Source organism: Acidimicrobiia bacterium, from assembly GCA_036271555.1.
GTDB lineage: Bacteria > Actinomycetota > Acidimicrobiia > IMCC26256 > PALSA-610 > DATBAK01.
On sequence record DATBAK010000057.1, the window covers coordinates 1 to 17750 of the forward strand.

The window sequence follows — 17750 nt, forward strand, 5'->3', positions numbered from 1 at the left end:
TTGTGATCGGCCGGGCCTCCGTGCGCGCCGGTCAGCCCTTCGTCGCGTACCAGGTGTGCATGCCTGCGCTCGGCTGGTAGTACGCGCCCGGTGCGCCCGCGCTGCTGATGCCGGACGCGTTCTGCGTGCCGACGAGCACGATGCCCGCGTCCAGGCCGGTCGTCACGCCGAGCACGATCTTCTTGCCGAGCTTCGCCCAGCTCCCGCCGTCGGCGAGCATCGAGAGCGTGAAGGTGCCGTCGACCTTCGACGTCCCGTCCTTCGACAGGATCAGCGTGTCGGTGACGGTGCCGGTGAAGAACGCTTGGTAGACGGTGCCCTTCGCCGCGACGCGCGCCGCGTTGCTGTGTGACGCCGCGACGGTCACGGTCGCCGTCGCACCGGATCCGGCACTCGTGCGCGTCGCACTCCACGCGCGCGAGCCCGCGCCGGGCTGTCCGAACGCGCCGGGGTTGATGCCGCTCGCGGTGAGCTTGCCGATCATCACCGCGCCGGTGTGGCCGGATGCCGACTGCGCGATCACGAATCCGAGCGTCGTGCCCTGCGCGACCCAGGTGCCGTAGTCGCCGAGGTCGGTGAGCTTGAACGTGCCCGACGTCGTCGACCCGGCCGCGTTCGCGATGACGAGCGTGCTCGTCGTCGACGTCGACGGGAACGTCGCGGTGTACGTGCCCGCGGCCCCGCGCTTCGCCGCGACCGCGGGACCCGCGCCGACGATCAACATCGCGCTGCTGACGATTGCGACGAGCGCCACCGCGCCCGCGCGTCGAGACCTGTCCCCGTCCATGGCCCGCCCTCCGTCCGTGAGCCCCCATTGCCTGGCTGGCGGGGCGCACGGTACCCATCCCGCCCATTCAACCCAAATGGAACGCGCACAACCTCCCCACCAGACCACAGGGGTGCGCGCCAGCATCGTCCGGACCGCCGTCGGCGCGCGTCATCATGCGTGATGTCCGCGCGCGAGCTCACCGACGAGAGCGCGCCGCTCGTCTTCGCCGCGATCGACCGGCTCATCGGCGACCTCGCCGCCGCCGCGCCTCCGCTCGGCGCGATCGGGATCGCGTTGCGCTCGCTCGCCGACGGCCTCGGTGTGGAACGGGTCGTCGTCGCGGTCGACGACGCGACACTCGGCCGCCAGGTGTTCTGCTCGGATCGCCGGCCGCTCGGCGACGGCGGCGTCGGGCTCTTCGGTCCGACGGGTATGTGGGCGGACCCGCCGCGCTCGATCGACACCGACGCGGCCCGTCTGCTCGACCGCACGATCGGTGTCGCGCTCGGACGCGCCGACGCGCCGACGGTCGTGTCCGTGCCGCCCGCGCCGGCACCGCCCGCGTCCGCACCGGCCGTCGATGTCGAGGATGTCGAGGCTGTCGAGGCTGTCGAGGACATCGACGTGCCCGCCGTGCGCCGCACCGCCTCCGACCTCGCGGCGATGGGCGTCGCGGGGACGGTCGCCGCCGCGACCGCGCGCGCGTTGCGCCACGGCTGGGGCTTCACGCTCGTGTTGCTGCGCGGCGGCGCCGGGCTCACCGAGGCGCTGCGCCCGCGCGTGCGCGCCGCCGACACGCTGGTCGCGACCTCGGACCGCGAGCTCGCGCTGCTGCTGCCCGAGACGGCCGGCGACGTCGTGCCCGACGTGCTCGGGCGGCTGGCGGTGGGTGGCGGCGTGCCGCCGTTCAGCTACGGGCTCGCGTGCTGCCCCGCCGACAGCCGCGATGCCACGGTGCTCACGCGCATCGCCGCCGAGCGGCTCGCGGACGCGCTCCGTGCGCAGACGTTGACCTGACTCTGTCGGTTTCGTGTGCCCATCCGCGCCGCGAGCGCGACGCGGCGATACGTTCCGCAGCAGTGGGTGAGTGTGCCAGTGCGGGCTGGCGCCGGGGACCGACACCGGGCGAGGACGAATGATGCGCGGCCCGGTCACGCGGCTCCGAGACACGTGGATGCGACGGCGCGAGCTCGACGCCGTGCGCGCGGACGTCACGACCGCGATCGACGAGCTGCGACACGACGCCGTCGCCGAACGCGACTCGCTCCGAACGCGCGACGGCGAGCTCGTCGGCGCCTTGCACCGCATCGCGGAGGCATTCGAACGCGTCGCCGACGGGATCGAAGCCGAGCGGCGCGACCGGGCCGCGCAGGTCGACGCGATCGAGCTCCTGCTGCGCGAGCTCGTGTTGGGCGCGGCTCCGACCGCGCGGCGCCCGACCGTGCTCGGCGGCACGATCGACGTCGGCGTCGACGCGCTGATCGACATCGACCTCGCGGACCCGCCGATCCCGGTCGACGCGCTCGTCGAGGTGCGCTCGCGCTTCCACGATCAGTGGGTGCACGGGTTCGCCGTCGTCGAGTTCATCCCGGGGCCGCGCCGGCGCGGCTATCGCCTGCGGCGCATCACCGACACCGACCAGCTCCCGCTGCTGTTCGACGCGGCCGACATCCGCCTCGCGATCCCGGCCCCCACCGAGCCCGTCCCTGCTCCGCTCGAAGAGCCCGACCCTTCCATGTGGCGCTGACCTGCGTTCTCTGGTCGGGCTCGCACGCGTCGCCCTCCTCGACGCCTCAGCCTCCAGCTCGGGCCAGCCGCGAAGCGACCGCCCCGTCGTTGCGGGCACGCTGACCAGCGTTCTCCGGTCGGGCTCGCACGCGTCGCCCTCCTCGACGCCTCAGCCTCCAGCTCGGGCCGGGCACGGCTGACCAGGGCTTTCTTGCATCTGATCGAGTGAGGTGACGCGTCGCGTCACTTCGATCGATCAGATCGCGGAGGCTCGCGATGCCGTTACCGTTGTGGGCGTGTCGACGGCGTGGCTCGCGACGGAGCCGGTGGTCGAGCGATTGCAGCTCGACGCGAACTCGTGGATCGACATCGTGCGTGGCCTCGTGCGCGACGCCGACACCGTCCACGAAGCGCTCGCTCGCGACGCGCACTGGGAGCAGGGCAAGGTCTTCCGGTACGAGCAGTGGCACGCGGACCCGCGGCTCTCGTCGTGGCAGGCCGGCGACGCGCGCCATCCCGCGCTCGTCGAGGCGCAGGACTGGATCACCGATCGGTACCAGGTGCGCTTCGACGGCGTCGCGCTCGCGCGCTACCGCGACGAAAACGACAGCGTTGCCTTCCACCGCGATCGCGAGCTCACGTGGCTCGAGGAGACCGTCATCGGCGTGCTCACGACCGGCGCACACCGACCGTTCCTCGTGCGCCCGATCGGCAACGGCGTGAAGTCGACGGCCGACGACCGGCGCGGCGTCCTCGACCTCGGCCCGTCGAGTGGCGACCTCTTCGTGATGGGCGGTCGCTGCCAGGCCGCGTGGCTGCACGCGATCCCGAAAGTGCAGGGTCGTTGCCGTAGCCGCATCTCCGCGCAGTGGCGCTGGACGTCGCGCCGCGGTCGACCCGACACGAATCCGTCGTACTACGCGCCGCGCTTCTTCAACGGGCCGAAGTAGCGACACCGGTCGGGCGGTCGCCGCGCAGGGTCACGCGGTGCATCACGCGGCGGTGGCCTTCGTAGTCGTAGATGCCGTAGTGCATCGTGGCCCGGTTGTCCCACATGCCGAGCGTGCCTTCACTCCACCGGTAACGGCACACGTTCTCCGGCCGCGACGTGTGGTCGTAGAGCAGGCGCAGCAACACGTCGCCCTGCGACTTCGGGAAGTCCTTCAACGCGACCGTGAACTGCGAGTTGACGAACAGACCCTTGCGCCCGGTCTCCGGGTGCACGCGCACGACCGGGTGCTCGACCGGGTGCAGATGCTCGAGTCGCTTGCCTTCCCACATCTGTCCGCCGCCGTTCTCGACGATCTGCGCGTAGTACGGGTCGTAGTGGTACGCCGTCAGCGTGTCGCAGAACTCGCGCAACGGCGTCGCGAGCGTGTCGTACGCGTTCCCGAGGCTCGCCCACATCGTGTCGCCGCCGACCGCGGGCAACGTGACCGCGTAGAGCAGTGACGCCATCGGCGGCTTCGACATGAAGGTGACGTCGGTGTGCCAGAAGTCGGTGCGGTCCTTCAGGCTGTCGATCGCGTGCACCTGCGTCTGGCCCTCCATCGGCGGTTCGACGGGATGCGCCTCGGTGACCTCGCCGAACCGGCTCGCGAACGCGACCTGCGAGTCGGGATCGAGCTGCTGGTCGGGAAAGAAGACGACCTGGTGCTCGAGCCAGATCGCGCGGATCTCCGCGACCGTCTCGTCGGAGAGATCGGACGCGAGGTCGACGCCGCGCACTTCGGCGCCGAGGGACGGCGAGAGCCGGGTGACGTCGAGCCGGGTGACAGTGGGCATGATCGCATCCGTTCCGTGTTTCTGGTCGCACTCGCTACGAGGCGGGATACCCGCCTCGCGGACGCTCGCCGTTCCGTACTTCTGGTCGCACTCGCTACGAGGCGGGATACCCGCCTCGCGAACGCTCGCCGTTCCGTATTTCTGGTCGCACTCGCTACGAGGCGGGATACCCGCCTCGCGGACGCTCGTCGTTCCGTGTTTCTGGTCGCACTCGCTGCGAAGCGGGATAGCCGCCTCGCGGACGCTCTCCGTTCCGTATTTCTGGTCGCACTCGCGCTCCGGCGAGATGTTAGGCAGGAAGTGGTGAACGCATCGCGGGCACCGTGCGTATGTCCCCTCCGATGATCGGGGGTACCTGGCGACGCTTCACGGTGGCGGGTGCAGGCTGCCTCGGCGCGCTCCTGCTCGCGATCGCGCCCGCCGCGGCCGCCGCGCCCCGGACGCGCACCGCGCCCGCGTTGGTCGCGCAGCCCGCGCACGCATCGACGACGACGACCGTTGCCGCGCCCTCGACCACGACGGCGACGCTCACTGATCCGTTCGCGCCGGTGCCGACGACGGTCACCCCCGCACCGCCCGCGCCGTCGCCCGCCGCGACCGCGCCCGTCTCGATCGTCGACTTCGGGTTCTCGCCCTCGTCGATCACGGTGACCGCGGGCACGACGGTCGTCTGGACGAACACGGGACAGTCGATCCACAGCGTGACGTCGAACACCGGTGCGTTCGACTCGAGCCCGACCTGCCCGACCGGCCCGTGCATCAACCCCGGCGGGACCTTCTCGCACACGTTCACGACCGCCGGAACGTTCGCGTACCACTGCCGTGTGCACTCGAACATGGTCGGCACCGTGATCGTGAAGGCCGCGACACCGGCCCCCACCACGACCGTCGCGGGGCCGACGACCACGGGCGCGCCGGGCGTCACCGCGGGCGGTGCGCCGTCACCGTCGACGACCGGCACCGGCTCGCAGCTCGCGTTCACCGGATCGGCGCCGGCGGTGCTGTGGCTCACGTTCGGCGCGTTGCTCGCCCTCGCCGCGGGCCTCGCGTTGCGCCCGCGCCGCCGGCCGTTCCCCATTCCGGTCCGCACCGACTCGAAGCACCACTCCGACTAGGAGGTCCCATGCGCCGCTCCGTCACCATCGCCCTGAGCCTGCTGTTCGCCGCGGGCGCGACCGTTGCGGGCGTCGCGACCGCCGGCGCGTCGAGTGCGTCATCCGCGGCGGCACCGAAGGTCACCGTGCAGATCACGTCGAGCACCAAGTGCATGCCCAAGAGTGAGTTCTGCTACAAGCCGTCGACCGTGACCGTCGCACCCGGGACGCGCGTGACGTTCGTGAACAAGACGCTCACGACGCACACGATCACGCGCTGCACCGCCGCCGCGTGCGCGGGCCACGACGGCGGCACCGGCAAGCAGACCGGCTTCGGCAGCACGGTGGCCCACGGCGCGAAGTACAGCTTCGTGTTCCGCAAGGCCGGCACGTACGTGTACTACTGCCAGATCCACGGCTACGGAATCATGCACGGGGCGGTCACCGTCTCGAAGGCGTAACCGCCGCCGCAGTCTCTCCCTATCGAGCCGCGGCGAGCGCGGCGTCGACCGCGCGCTGCTCCTCGCGTGTGAGCTTCCACTCGACGGCGGCGACGTTCTCGCGCACCTGCTCGGGACGGGTCGCGCCCGCGATCACCGAGCACACGACGCGGTGCGACGCGAGCCACGCGTGCGCGAGCTCGTTCACCGTGTGACCGAGCTCACCCGCGACCTTCTCGAGCGCCTCGATGACGGTGAAGTTCTCGTCGGTGAGCCAGTGCGCGCCGCGCTCGCCCGCGTGCCGTGATCCTTCCGGTGGCGCCTCGCCACGCCGGTACTTGCCGGTCAACGCGCCGCCGGCGAGTGGGAAATACGGCAGCAGACTCGGGCCGAACTGGCGACAGGCGGGGACGACCTCGCGCTCGACGTCGCGGTGCAGCAGGCTCCACTCGTTCTGCGCGGACACGAAGCGCGTGAGCCCACGCGTGCGCGCGGTCCAGTCGGCGTCGGCGATCTGCCAGCCGCTGAAGTTCGACGAGCCGAGGTAGCGCACCTTGCCCTGGTGCACGAGGTCGTTCAGCGCGTCGAGCGTCTCCTCGATCGGCGTCGTCGGATCGGGCCCGTGCATCTGGTAGAGATCGATGTAGTCGGTGCCGAGCCGGCGCAGGCTCGCTTCCGCGGCGCGCATCACGTAACGGCGCGAGCCACCGGTCTGGTACGGACCCTCGCCCATCGGCATCGCGAACTTCGTCGCGACCACGACGTCGTCACGACGCGATCCGAGCGCGCGCCCGAGCAGCTCCTCCGACTTCGAGCCGCCGTAGATGTCGGCGGTGTCGAACAGCGTGATGCCGCAGTCGAGCGCGGCGTCGACGACGGCGCGGGTCGCGTCCTCGTCGATGCGGCCGCCGAAGTTGTTGCAGCCCAGCCCCGCGACCGACACCCGTAGACCCGACCCACCGACCGACCGGAACTCCATACGCACCTCCGCTTTCGCCGACGCGTCAAGCTATCGGGCGGCCACGACCCTGCGGCCACGACCCTGCGAGCCGCGGGCGACGCGAGCACGCGACCTCGCTGACTCCCGTCGCGCGTCAAGGAGCGGCGAGCGGAGCGAGCGCGACCGGAAGTTGGCGCGCGTGCACGAGCACGAGCCGCTGCACCGCACGCGTGAGTGCGACGAACAGCAAGCGCGCGCCGTGCTCCGACTCCGCGAGGATCTCCGACGGCTCGACCACGACCACGGTGTCGAACTCGAGGCCCTTGGCCAGCCCGGCGGGCAACAGCGACAGCCGGTGCGTGATCGTCGTCTCCTCCGGCCGCGGGACGTCGTGCCCCGCCGCGGCGAGCGCGTCGCGTAGCTCGTCGAGCCGCGCGACCGGTGCGATCACGGCCGTCGTCAGCACCTCACGGCTCGACTCCTCCGCGAGCTCCACGACCGTGGGCACGACCGCGGCGGCGGCGACCGCGTGCAGCTCGGGCGGGTCGCCTTCCTCACGGGCGGAGACGGCCGGCGTCACGTGCGGCGCGGCCTCGGGGAGCAGACGATTCGCGAAGTCGAGGATCGCGGCGGGCAACCGGTAGCCGATCGTGAGCTCGGCGGTGCGCACGACCTCGGGTGAACCGAGGTGCTCGAGCGCGTCCGTCCACGAGCGGGACGCGCCGGCGCCGGTCGCCTGCGCGAGATCGCCGAGCACCGTGAGCGATCCGGCGACGGCGCGCCGGGCGATCATGCGCAGCGCCATCGCCGAGAGGTCCTGGGCCTCGTCGACGACGACGTGCCCGTAGCGACGGACATCGCCCTTCACGAAGGCCTCGGCCTCGTCGAGCAACGGCAGGTCGGCCGCGGTCCACGGGTCGGGCTCACCCTTGCGCGCGCTGCGCCGCAGGATCGCCTGCTGCTCGTCGGGCTCGAGGACGCCGTCGGCCGCGCGCGCGAGCGCGGCGCGGCTCGTGAGCAGACGCTTGACGAGCGCGGCCGGGTTCACGGGCCGCCAGAGCGCGTCGAGCGCGGCGCGCGATTCGCGGTCGGCGAGCAGCATCTCCGAGAACTCGTCGACCGCCAGCGCGAGGAGGTCGCCACCGGTGAACAACTCGTACGCGTGCCGCACGAACAGCTCGCGGAACCGCAGACGCTGCGCCGCGAACGCGGGCACGCGCTGGCGCGCCGACGCGATGAAGCCCGCGATCGCGTCGGCGGCGACGACAAGTCGCCGCGCGCGGAACCGCAGCACGACGTCGGACTCGGGCGCGCGAATGGATTCCTCGCACGCGCGCGCGATGACCGTCGCCAGACGCGCGTCACCCTTCAGGCGCGCGGCGCGCTCGACGTCGGTCGCCACGATGCGGAACCGGAGGCCGAGCAGATCGTCGACCGTCGACTGCGACACCGACGTCTCACCCAGCGACGGCAGCACCTGGGAGATGTACTCGAGGAAGACCCGGTTCGGACCGACCACGAGCACGCCCTGACGCGACAGTCGCTCGCGGTGCTCGTAGAGCAGGAACGCGGCGCGGTGCAGACCCACCGCGGTCTTGCCGGTGCCCGGTCCGCCCTGCACGACGAGGCACTCGTGCACCGGCGCGCGGATGACGACGTCCTGCTCGGACTGGATCGTGGCGACGATGTCGCGCATCTGCCCGGTGCGCTCGCGGCGCAGCTCTGCGAGCAGTGGGTCGGGCACGCCGCCGGCCGCGGCCGCGAGCACCGAGTCGGGATCGGTGAAGTCCTCTTCGAAGATGTCGGCGAGCTCGCGGTCGAAGAACGTGAAGCGGCGGCGCAACGCGAGGCCGAACGGGTCGGCGGCGGTGGCGCGGTAGAAGGGAATCGCGATGCGCGCCCGCCAGTCGACGACGACGGGATCACCGTCGGGATCGTCGACCTCGCGTCGGCCCACGTAGTACCGGTCGCCGGTCTCCTCGTCGATGCGGCCGAAACAGAGCACGCTCGAGTCGTCGTCGAGCGAACGCAGACGGCGCGTCAGGTGCCCGCGCACGGCGGCGCTGTCGAACTCGCCCGCGGCGAGGTCCTCCTGGTCGATGTACGCGGCGGTGCGGGTGCGCATCTCGTCCAGGCACTTCGCCGCGAACGTCAGGTAGGCGCGTTCGCTGTCGACATCAGGGTGCGGCACAGGGCGAACGAGGCTAGTGGCGTCCGCCGCGGCGGCCGACCGAATATGCGCGGGCGCGAGACTGCGGCCGTGCGGGTGCGCGAGATCGAGCTGCGGTGGGTGCGGATGCCGCTGGTGCGGCCGTTCCGCACCGCGCACGGGGTCGAGCACGAGCGCGACGTCCTCGTGCTGCGGATCGCGACCGATAGCGCCGACGGCTGGAGCGAGTGCGTCGCGCCGAACGCACCCACGTACACGTCGGAGTGGGTCGGCGGCGCGCACGCGGTGATTCGCGAGTTCCTCGGGCCGATGCTGCTCGCCGCGCCGGTGCGGCCTTCCGACGTCGCCGGCCGACTCGCCGGGATCGAGGGTCACGCGATGGCGAAGGCCGCGCTCGAGACCGCGGTGCTCGACGCACAGCTGCGTACCGAAGGTCGATCGCTCGCGTCGTTCCTCGGCGCGACGCGCACGCGTGTCGAGTGCGGCGTCGCGGTCGGCATGGCAGACTCGATCGCCGCGTTGATCGACGAGTGCGCGGGATACCTCGCCGCGGGCTACCGGCGCGTGAAGCTCAAGATCGAGCCGGGTTGGGACGTCGAGCCGGTTGCCGAGTTCCGCAAGCAGTTCGGTCCCGTTCCGCTGCAGGTCGACGCCAACGGCGCGTACGGGCTCGGCGATGCACCGCACCTCGCGCAGCTCGACGACTTCGACCTGCTCTGCATCGAGCAGCCGCTCGCGGCGAACGACCTGCCCGCGCACGCGGGTCTCGCGCGTCTCATCAGGACGCCGATCTGCCTCGACGAGTCGATCACGTCGGCGCGTGTCGCGCGCGAGGCGATCGACGCGGGCTCGTGCGCAGTGGTCTGCGTGAAACCGGGACGCGTCGGCGGCTATCTGGAATCGCTCGCGATCCTCGACGTGTGCGCGTCGCGCGGCGTGCGTGCGTGGTGTGGCGGCATGCTCGAGACGGGACTCGGTCGGGCCGCGAACCTCGCGCTCGCCGCGCATCCCGGCTTCACGATGATCGGCGACGTGTCGGCCTCGGACCGCTACTTCGCGCGCGACCTCACCGCGCCGTTCGTGCTCGAGTCCGGCGAGCTGCCGGTTCCCGACGGCCCGGGGATCGGCGTCGTCCCTGATCCCGATTCGCTGCGCGCGCTCACGACGTCGATCGAAGTCGTGAGCCGGTCGATCGCATGACGAACGTCGCGCCCGACGGCTCGCCGGTGGCGGTGTACAAGGCGCTCCCGGTCGAGCCGGACCTCGGGCTCGTGCGCTCCGTGCTGCGTCCGGGCGCGACCGTGCTCGACCTCGGAACCGGGGTCGGGCGGATCGCGAACGCGCTGGCGCGCGCCGGGCACACGGTCGTCGCCGTCGACAACGCGCCGATAATGCTCGCGGAGGTCGTCGGCGCGGAGCCGGTGCTCGGCGACGTGTACACGTTGAATCTCGGTCGACGGTTCGACGCGGTGCTCGCGCTCAGCCATCTGATCGACAGCCGCGTCCGCGCGCAACGACGCGACCTGCTGCGCGTGTGTCGCCGGCATGTTCACGACGACGGTGTGGTGCTCGTGCAGCGCTATCCGCGCGGCTGGACGCCCGTCGAGGGTGGTGCGAACACCATCGGCGACATCGGCGTGCACCTGCACGACGTCGAGATGCTCGGCGACGGCTTCGCGGCCCAGGTCACGTACTCGATCGGCGATCGCGATTGGACGCAGGTGTTCGAGGCCGCGGTCGTCGACGACGCCGAGCTGACCGCGCTCGCGGCCGAGGCCGGCCTCGTGGTGCGCGAGATGCTCGACGACGATGGCGCCTGGGTCGTGCTCGAGCCCGTGCCCGCACCCGCGTCACGCTGATTCGACGTTTCCAACGGGCGGGTCAGCCGACGTGGCGGCGGAGCGCGGCGAGGCGCGCGTCCCACGCCGCGCCGACATCGGTCATCCACGCGACCGCGTCGGAGAACGCGCCGGGCGTGAGCGTGTAGCGAACCTGCCGGCCGTCGCGCGACGAGTCGACGAGACCCGCAGTCGCGAGCAACGCCAGATGCTTCGCGATCGCCTGACGCGACACCGGCATACGCGCCGCGAGCTCCGACGCGCTCGTCGGCGCCTGGCCGAGCGCGCGCACGACGTCGCGCCGCGTCGGATCGGCGAGCGCCGCGAACACCGCGTCGAGCTCCGTCTCGGCGCGCGACTCAGGCACGAGGTCCGGCGCCCGCGCACGCGCGCGGCGCCGGCGTGAACCAGTCGGGGCGCGGCTCCCAGCGCGGCTCGATGCGCACTTCGCGCACACGAAGGATGCTGCCGCAGCCGTCGTCCGAGTCGACGTCGTCGTCGATCTCGAGCTCCACCGACGACGGGGTATCGGAACCCGGCGCGATCCACACGAACCCGACGCGGCGCGGCGGCTCGATCGTCTCCACGACACCGATCGTCGCGGGCTCCCCCGCGTCGCCGAGCGTGTCGCCGTCGGTGATCGCGCCGCCGGGCTCGAGGTCGAAATCGACGTTCCCGAACCACTCGGCGAGCAGATCGGGATCGGTCAGCGCGTCCCAGAGCACATCGGGCGGGACCGGGAAGGCGGCGGTGCGCTCCACGGTCGCGGTGTCGGTCGGTTCGGCCATGCGGGTGAGGCTAGCGCAACCGTTGGGTTGCACGAGCCGCGCCGGCCGACTACCTTCTGCAACCATGCAGTTGCACATGGAGGACGAGGTCTCGAGGCGGTTGCTGGAGCGGCGCCGGGTGATGCTCGTGGGACCGATCGAACCGAAGAGCGCGACGGCGATCTGCTCGCAGCTGCTCTTGCTCGACGCCGAGAACCCGAACGAGCCGATCGTGCTCTACATCAACTCGCCGGGCGGCTCGGTCGACGACGGCTTCGCGATCTACGACACGATGCACACGCTGCACGCCGAGGTCATCACGGTGTGCCTCGGGCTCGCGGCGTCGATGGCACAGTTCGTGCTGTGCGCGGGCACGCCGGGCAAGCGCTACGCGCACCGCTACAGCCGCGTGCTCATGCATCAGCCGCACGGTCAGGTCGAGGGCACCGCGACCGACATCAACATCCAGGCCGCGCAGTTCGGCTACCTGCGTTCGACGATGGCCGAGCTCACCGCGAAGCACACCGGCCAGACCGTCGAGCGGGTCGTCGCCGACGCCGATCGCGACACGTGGTTCACGGCCGACGAGGCGCTCGCGTACGGCATGGTCGACCACGTGCTCGACGGGCCGCTGCCCCTCTAGCGCGAGCTACGGCGTGTAGTACGGGTTGCTCGGCGCGTCGCGCGCCGCGAGCACGTCGTCGACCGACGGCCTGCGCGCCGCGCCGTTCGCGAGCGCGTCCGCGGTCGCGCGCCGGTTGTTCGCGAACACCGCGTCGGCGGCGCGCGCCGCAGGGTTGACCCACACCGCCGCGATCAGCAGCAGGTCGTCGGCGTCGGCCGGGTCGATGGCGCCCGCGGCGACGGCATCCGCCACACCCGCCGCGACCCCGGCCTGCGCCGCGCCCCACGTGAGCTCGCCGTGCCGGTCGTCGGCGATCGTCGCCTTGTTCACGAACAGCGTGAGCGGTTTGACCGGCAGGTTCGGCCGCAGCACGGTCACGAACGCGGCGTGACCGGGGCGCGGCGTCGCGAGCGCGGTGGTCCACGCGGTCTCGACCGGGCCACCGAGCCGGCCGAGCACGGTGTTCACATGGGCCGCATCGACGCCCTCGCCGGCGAAGCACTCCCCGATCTGCGTCGTCGTCACCGTCACGCCGGGCACGGTACTCACGCGGGTACGTTCGCCGCCGCGATGAGCACAGTCCTGGCGGTCGACATCGGTGGCACGAAGCTGGCGGCGGCGATCGTCGACGACGATGGACGCATCCTCGAACAGGCGCGTGTGCCGACGCCGGTCACGCACGACGCCGAAGAGCTGTTCGCCGCGCTCGCAACGATGATCGAGTCGCTGTCGGCCGACGGGCGCGCCGGCGCCATCGCGTGTGGGGTCGGCAGCGGTGGGCCGATGCGCGGCGGCAACGCGCTCGTGTCGCCGGTGAACATCCCCGCGTGGCGTGACTTCCCGCTGCGCGAACGCGTGGAAGCCGCGACCGGACTTCGGACGGTCCTCGAGAACGACGCCAAGGCCCTCGCGCTCGGCGAGGGCTGGCTCGGCGCGGCCCGCGCCGAGCACAGCTACCTCGCGATGGTCGTGTCGACCGGGATCGGTGGCGGGATCGTGCTCGCCGGGAATTTGCTCGACGGGAACGACTGCAACGCAGGGCACATCGGGCACGTGATCGTCGAGCCCGACGGGCGCGTCTGCGGCTGCGGCGGGCGCGGCTGCGCGGAGGCAGAAGCGTCGGGCACCGCGATCCGCGCGATCACCGGTGGCGACCCGAGCGACGCGCCGCCCGAGATCATCGAGCGCACCGGAACCCTCGTCGGCCGCGCGGTCGCGTCGGTCGCGAACCTGCTCGACCTGCAACTCGCGGTCGTTTCCGGCTCGGTCGCGCTCGGCTACGGCGAGCCGTTCTTCGCGGCCGCGCAGGCCGAGCTCGACCTGCGCTGCCGGCTCGACTTCTCGCGCGGCACGCGCATCGTGCCCGGTGGACTCGGTGCCGACGGCCCGCTCATCGGCGCCGCGGCCGTCGCCTTCCGTTACGGCTGATCGGTGGTACTGCGTTGCTCGGCGTAGTGCCGGCAGCGCAGTACCACTGGACACCGGTCAGGCGTACGTGAGCTTGCCGTTGTCGATCACAACGGTGCCGTCCTGCGTGACGGTCTGGAAGATCGCGGTGCCGTCGCCCTCACGCCACATCTTCACGGTCAACACGTCGCCCGGCATCACCGGCTTGCTGAAGCGCGCGTCCATGCCCTTGAAGCGCGCGGGATCGGAGCCGCACAACGTGTGCAGCAGCGCGCGCCCGGTCACGCCGTACGTGCAGAGCCCGTGCAGGATCGGCTTCGGGAACCCGGCCAGCGCGGCGAACGCGGGGTCGGAGTGCAGCGGGTTGCGGTCCCCCGACAACCGGTAGAGCAGCGCCTGGTCGTCACGCGTCGCGTACGTCACCGACTCGTCGGGCTGGCGCTCGGGCGCCGACACACGCGGCGGCTGCGCGGGTCCGCGCGAGTCTCCGAAGCCACCTTCGCCGCGGATGAACGCGCCCATGCGCACCTTGAACGCGGGCTGGCCGGCCCGGTCGGTGTCGACGTACTTCGACTCGGTCTCCATCACCGCGAGCGCGCCGGATCCCTTGTCGTAGATGCCGACGATCTTCGTGACCGACTCGACGGTTCCCTCCGCGGGGATCTCGCCGTACACCTCGATCGACTGCTCGCCGTGCACGAGCATCGCCCAGTTGATGTCGCCGAAGCTCGGCATCCCACCCGCGCCCATGCCGATGATGACGGGGAACGTCGGCAGCACGCGCTGCGGCGTGTCCTGGCTGTTCTCGGTCGTGAACTCGAGCTCGAAGCCGGTCGGGTCGCTCTGCCCCGCGCCGACGCCGAGCGCGTAGACGAGCGCGTCCTTCGACGTCCACGAGCGCCGGCCGGGCTCGGAGGCCTTGCCCACCGAGTCGAGGTTCATCGGCATGTCAGTTCCCCCTGGTTTCGCTGCGTGATTCGCTGACGAGACGTTCGCTTACGAGAGCATCGTCGAGTTCGGCTGCGCCTGCTCGACGAGCTTGGGCACGATGGCGCCGAGCTTCGCGGGGTCCCAGCGCATGCCGTCGTTGCGCGCGGTCGGCCCGCGGTGCCACCCCTCTGCGACGGAGATGCGGTCGCCGTCGACGAGGAACACGCGCCCGGTCACGTCCTTCGACTCCGGCGAGCCGAGCCACACGATGAGCGGCGAGATGTTCGCGGGGTCGAGCGCGTCGAACTTCGCGCCCTCGGGCGCGGGGCCCATGCCGAGCTCTTCCGTCATGCGCGTGCGCGCGACCGGCGCGAGCGCGTTCGCGGTGACGCCGTACCGGCCGAGCTCGAGCCCGCAGATGATCGTGAACGCGGCGATGCCGGCCTTCGCCGCGCCGTAGTTCGTCTGCCCCGCGTTGCCGAAGATGCCCGACGGCGAGCTCGTGTTGATGATGCGCGCGTCGACGGGCCGACCGGCCTTCGTCTCGTTGCGCCAGTACTCGGCGGCGTGGCGGGTCGGGCCGAACGTGCCCTTGAGGTGCACCCCGATCACCGCGTCCCACTCCGACTCGACCATGTTCACGAGCATGCGGTCGCGCAGGATGCCCGCGTTGTTCACGACGACGTCGAGCCGGCCGAAGGTGTCGATCGCCTGCTGCACGAGGCGGCCGGCGCCCTCGAAGTCGGCGACGTTCTCGCCGTTGGCGATGGCCTCGCCGCCCATCGTCTTGATGTCCTCGACCGTCTGCATCGCGGGCGAGAGGTCGCCGCCCTCACCGCGTGCGTCGCCGCCGAGGTCGTTCACCACGACCTTGGCGCCGGACTCCGCGAACGCCAGCGCGTGCTCGCGGCCGATGCCCCGGCCCGACCCGGTGACGATGACGACCCGGCCGTCGTTGATGCCCATGTGCTGGTGGCTCCTCACTCGACCTCTGGAACGCACGGCACCGTAGTTCCGACCCCCCGGCAAGAGACACTCGTGCCCGCGGGAACGGGCCGGTCGCTCTGCGGCTCGCCCGACTCGACGACTGAGGCGTCAGCGAGGCCGAAGGCGCGGCGACGCGTGCGAGCCCGACCCGAGAAACTCGGTGATACTCGGAGGGTGAGCCTTCCGGTGACCGCCGCCGACGTCGCCGCCGCCGCCGAACGTCTGCGCGGCGCCGTCATCGAGACGCCGTGCGTCGCGTCCCGCACGCTGTCGGACATCACCGGCGCCGAGGTCGTGCTGAAGCTCGAGAACCTGCAGTACACCGCGTCGTTCAAGGAGCGGGGCGCGCGCAACTTCCTCCTCGCACTCGACGACGCGCAGCGGGCGCGCGGCGTCGTCGCGGCGTCGGCCGGCAACCACGCGCAGGGTGTCGCCCACCACGCACGGTTGCTCGGCATCGAGGCGACGATCGTCATGCCGCAGCCGACGCCGTTCACGAAGGTGACGCGCACCGAGACGCTCGGGGCACACGTCGTCCTCACCGGTGCGACCTTGGCCGACGCGTTCGCCGAAGCGGAGCGCCGCGCGCGCGCGACCGGCGCGACGCTCGTGCCCCCCTTCGACGACGCGCTCGTCATCGCCGGACAGGGCACGGTCGCGCTCGAGATGCTCGCGGCGCGACCCGACCTCGAAGTGATCATCGTGCCCGTCGGCGGCGGCGGCCTCATCGCGGGAATGGCGGTCGCGCTGAAGGACGCGCGCCCCGACATCGAGCTGATCGGTGTCGAGTCCGAGCGCTACGCCGCGATGGCACGCGCTCGCGGCGCGCGCGTCGACGACCCGGGCGGCACGACGGTCGCCGAAGGCATCGCGGTCGCGCACCCCGGGCGGCTCACGACCAAGATCGCGAGCGCGCTCGTCGACGACGTCATCGTCGTGCGTGAAGAGGCGATCGAAGCGGCGGTGAGCCTCTATCTCGAGATCGAGAAGGCGGTCGTCGAAGGCGCGGGCGCCGCGAGCCTCGCCGCGGTGATCGAACACCGCGCGCGCTTCGAGGGGCGACGCGTCGGGCTCGTCGTGAGCGGCGGGAACATCGACCTGCGCGTCCTGTCGTCGGTGATCCTGCGTGCGCTCGCGCGCTCGGGACGGCTCGTGCGGCTACGGCTCGAGATCACCGACCAGCCCGGCACGCTCGCGTCGGTCGCCAAGATCATCGGCGACGCGGGCGGCAACATCATCGACGTCTCGCATCACCGCGACCTGCCCGGCGTGCCGCTCAAGGACACCGTCCTCGAAGTGTCGCTGGAGACGCGCGACCGCGCGCACGCCGAGACGATCGTGGCGTCGCTCCATGAGAGCGGTCTCACGATCTCCGTCGTGTGAAGCCGCATAGATTCCCCCGGTCGTTCTCCGGAGGAGGCTGTTCTCGTGCGTGTGTCCAAGGTGCTGGTCGCGGTGGTCGTGCTCGTCGCCGGGCTCGGTGCCTGCGGGAAACACGGCGCGAAGAACGTGTACTCCTGCCCGAACAAGGGGTCGGGCGTCGGGTTCACGACGGTGAAGAAGGGCAAGCTCACCGTGCAGACGGCGCTGCCGGCGGCGCACTTCTGGAACGGATCCAACGACGACTCGCTGACCGGCGGTTACGAGTTCGAGCTCGCGAGGGATCTGTGCGCGCAGCTCGGCATCGGACGCGTGCGCATCGTCGACCAGTCGCGCGCCGCGATCGCGAACGGTCAGACGCACGACTTCGACATTGCCATCGCGCAGCTGTCGACCGCGACGTCGAGCCCCGGCACGTACTCGACGGGCTACCTCGACGCCGACCAGGGCATCGTGGTGAACGCGGGCACGAACGTGCCGACCCTCGCGGCCGCGCAGAAGCTCACGTGGGGATACGAAGCGGGCACGACGTCGGGCACCTTCCTCGCGCAACACGTGAAGCCGACCGCCGCGTCGAAGCCGTTCGCGTCGGTGAGCGGGTTGCTCGCGGCACTCAAGGCGAAGCAGGTCACCGCCGCATTGCTGCCGACGCCGGTCGCGCTCGCGAGTGTCGGCGCGGGCCGGCAGGTTGCCGGGCAGTTCGCCTCGCACGAGCAGTTCGGCGTGTATCTCCCGAAGGGCTCGGCGAACACGAAGCTCGTCAACGCCGCGATCGGGAAGTTGAGGTCGGACGGCGCCCTCGACTCGCTCGCGTCGAAGTGGTTGACCGGCCCGGCCCCGTCGACGGTTCCGTTCATCACCGCCCGCTGATCTCACGGATCGCAGCGGCG

General features: G+C 71.5%; 20 protein-coding genes. 11 read left to right on the forward strand and 9 right to left on the reverse strand.

Translation table 11 applies throughout. The features are described from left to right. Positions 1-31: 31 nt before the first annotated feature. Entirely contained in the window at positions 32-787 is a 756-nt protein-coding gene (locus VH914_13680) for a hypothetical protein (GenBank protein HEX4492254.1), read from the reverse strand. 162 nt (positions 788-949) lie between these two features. Between VH914_13680 and VH914_13685 the strand changes: the two genes are divergently transcribed. From VH914_13685 to VH914_13695, 3 genes are all read left to right on the forward strand, one after another. After that, a complete protein-coding gene (locus VH914_13685) occupies positions 950-1786 on the forward strand; it encodes a hypothetical protein (GenBank protein ID HEX4492255.1) in 837 nt (278 codons plus the stop codon). A gap of 157 nt (positions 1787-1943) precedes the next feature. Beyond that, entirely contained in the window at positions 1944-2516 is a 573-nt protein-coding gene (locus tag VH914_13690; GenBank protein HEX4492256.1) for a hypothetical protein, read from the forward strand. A gap of 277 nt (positions 2517-2793) precedes the next feature. Beyond that, positions 2794-3447 (forward strand): alpha-ketoglutarate-dependent dioxygenase AlkB, encoded by a 654-nt coding sequence (locus VH914_13695; protein HEX4492257.1) that lies wholly within the window; start codon positions 2794-2796, stop codon positions 3445-3447. Here the strand turns inward: VH914_13695 and VH914_13700 are convergent. Then, the gene (locus VH914_13700) at positions 3431-4282 is read right to left on the reverse strand and encodes a TauD/TfdA family dioxygenase (GenBank protein ID HEX4492258.1); all 852 of its coding nucleotides are present in this window, start codon (positions 4280-4282) and stop codon (positions 3431-3433) included. The two genes, VH914_13695 and VH914_13700, sit on opposite strands and share 17 nt — an antisense overlap. 371 nt (positions 4283-4653) lie before the next feature. On the opposite strand from VH914_13700, the gene VH914_13705 reads away from it, so the two are divergent. Both VH914_13705 and VH914_13710 read left to right on the forward strand, forming a co-directional pair. Further along, positions 4654-5397: a plastocyanin/azurin family copper-binding protein gene (locus VH914_13705; protein HEX4492259.1), complete on the forward strand. Its 744-nt coding sequence runs from the start codon at positions 4654-4656 to the stop codon at positions 5395-5397. Between the two features lie 8 nt (positions 5398-5405). Continuing rightward, a complete protein-coding gene (locus VH914_13710; protein ID HEX4492260.1) occupies positions 5406-5837 on the forward strand; it encodes a plastocyanin/azurin family copper-binding protein in 432 nt (143 codons plus the stop codon). A 19-nt stretch (positions 5838-5856) separates the two neighbouring features. Here the strand turns inward: VH914_13710 and VH914_13715 are convergent, their stop codons facing one another. Both VH914_13715 and VH914_13720 read right to left on the reverse strand, forming a co-directional pair. Beyond that, complete coding sequence (locus tag VH914_13715; GenBank protein HEX4492261.1) at positions 5857-6795, reverse strand: aldo/keto reductase; 939 nt, start codon at positions 6793-6795, stop codon at positions 5857-5859. A 115-nt stretch (positions 6796-6910) separates the two neighbouring features. Then, positions 6911-8947: an AAA family ATPase gene (locus tag VH914_13720; protein HEX4492262.1), complete on the reverse strand. Its 2037-nt coding sequence runs from the start codon at positions 8945-8947 to the stop codon at positions 6911-6913. Positions 8948-9016: 69 nt separating this feature from the next. Between VH914_13720 and menC the strand changes: the two genes are divergently transcribed. Beyond that, the gene (gene menC / locus VH914_13725) at positions 9017-10126 is read left to right on the forward strand and encodes an o-succinylbenzoate synthase (GenBank protein ID HEX4492263.1); all 1110 of its coding nucleotides are present in this window, start codon (positions 9017-9019) and stop codon (positions 10124-10126) included. After that, positions 10123-10785, forward strand: coding sequence for a class I SAM-dependent methyltransferase (locus VH914_13730; GenBank protein HEX4492264.1), 663 nt, complete (start codon positions 10123-10125; stop codon positions 10783-10785). The genes menC and VH914_13730 overlap by 4 nt, the downstream gene beginning before the upstream one ends. Before the next feature lie 22 nt (positions 10786-10807). Here VH914_13730 and VH914_13735 read toward each other — a convergent pair whose 3' ends face one another. Further along, positions 10808-11131: a metalloregulator ArsR/SmtB family transcription factor gene (locus VH914_13735; protein HEX4492265.1), complete on the reverse strand. Its 324-nt coding sequence runs from the start codon at positions 11129-11131 to the stop codon at positions 10808-10810. Then, positions 11124-11552, reverse strand: a complete 429-nt coding sequence (locus VH914_13740) for an SRPBCC domain-containing protein (GenBank protein HEX4492266.1) — start codon at positions 11550-11552, stop codon at positions 11124-11126. The genes VH914_13735 and VH914_13740 overlap by 8 nt, the downstream gene beginning before the upstream one ends. Before the next feature lie 64 nt (positions 11553-11616). Between VH914_13740 and VH914_13745 the strand changes: the two genes are divergently transcribed. Continuing rightward, complete coding sequence (locus tag VH914_13745; protein ID HEX4492267.1) at positions 11617-12174, forward strand: ATP-dependent Clp protease proteolytic subunit; 558 nt, start codon at positions 11617-11619, stop codon at positions 12172-12174. Between the two features lie 6 nt (positions 12175-12180). Here VH914_13745 and fae read toward each other — a convergent pair whose 3' ends face one another. After that, the gene (fae, locus tag VH914_13750) at positions 12181-12705 is read right to left on the reverse strand and encodes a formaldehyde-activating enzyme (GenBank protein ID HEX4492268.1); all 525 of its coding nucleotides are present in this window, start codon (positions 12703-12705) and stop codon (positions 12181-12183) included. Positions 12706-12726: 21 nt separating this feature from the next. Between fae and VH914_13755 the strand changes: the two genes are divergently transcribed. Then, positions 12727-13584: an ROK family protein gene (locus VH914_13755; protein ID HEX4492269.1), complete on the forward strand. Its 858-nt coding sequence runs from the start codon at positions 12727-12729 to the stop codon at positions 13582-13584. 57 nt (positions 13585-13641) lie between these two features. On the opposite strand, the gene VH914_13760 is transcribed toward VH914_13755, so the two are convergent. Together VH914_13760 and VH914_13765 are read right to left on the reverse strand one after the other, a co-directional pair. Next, entirely contained in the window at positions 13642-14511 is an 870-nt protein-coding gene (locus VH914_13760) for a MaoC/PaaZ C-terminal domain-containing protein (protein ID HEX4492270.1), read from the reverse strand. Positions 14512-14559: 48 nt separating this feature from the next. Next, the gene (locus VH914_13765) at positions 14560-15459 is read right to left on the reverse strand and encodes an SDR family oxidoreductase (protein HEX4492271.1); all 900 of its coding nucleotides are present in this window, start codon (positions 15457-15459) and stop codon (positions 14560-14562) included. 195 nt (positions 15460-15654) lie between these two features. On the opposite strand from VH914_13765, the gene VH914_13770 reads away from it, so the two are divergent. Beyond that, positions 15655-16863 (forward strand): threonine ammonia-lyase, encoded by a 1209-nt coding sequence (locus VH914_13770; protein ID HEX4492272.1) that lies wholly within the window; start codon positions 15655-15657, stop codon positions 16861-16863. A gap of 45 nt (positions 16864-16908) precedes the next feature. Further along, complete coding sequence (locus VH914_13775; GenBank protein ID HEX4492273.1) at positions 16909-17730, forward strand: transporter substrate-binding domain-containing protein; 822 nt, start codon at positions 16909-16911, stop codon at positions 17728-17730. Positions 17731-17750: the final 20 nt, after the last annotated feature.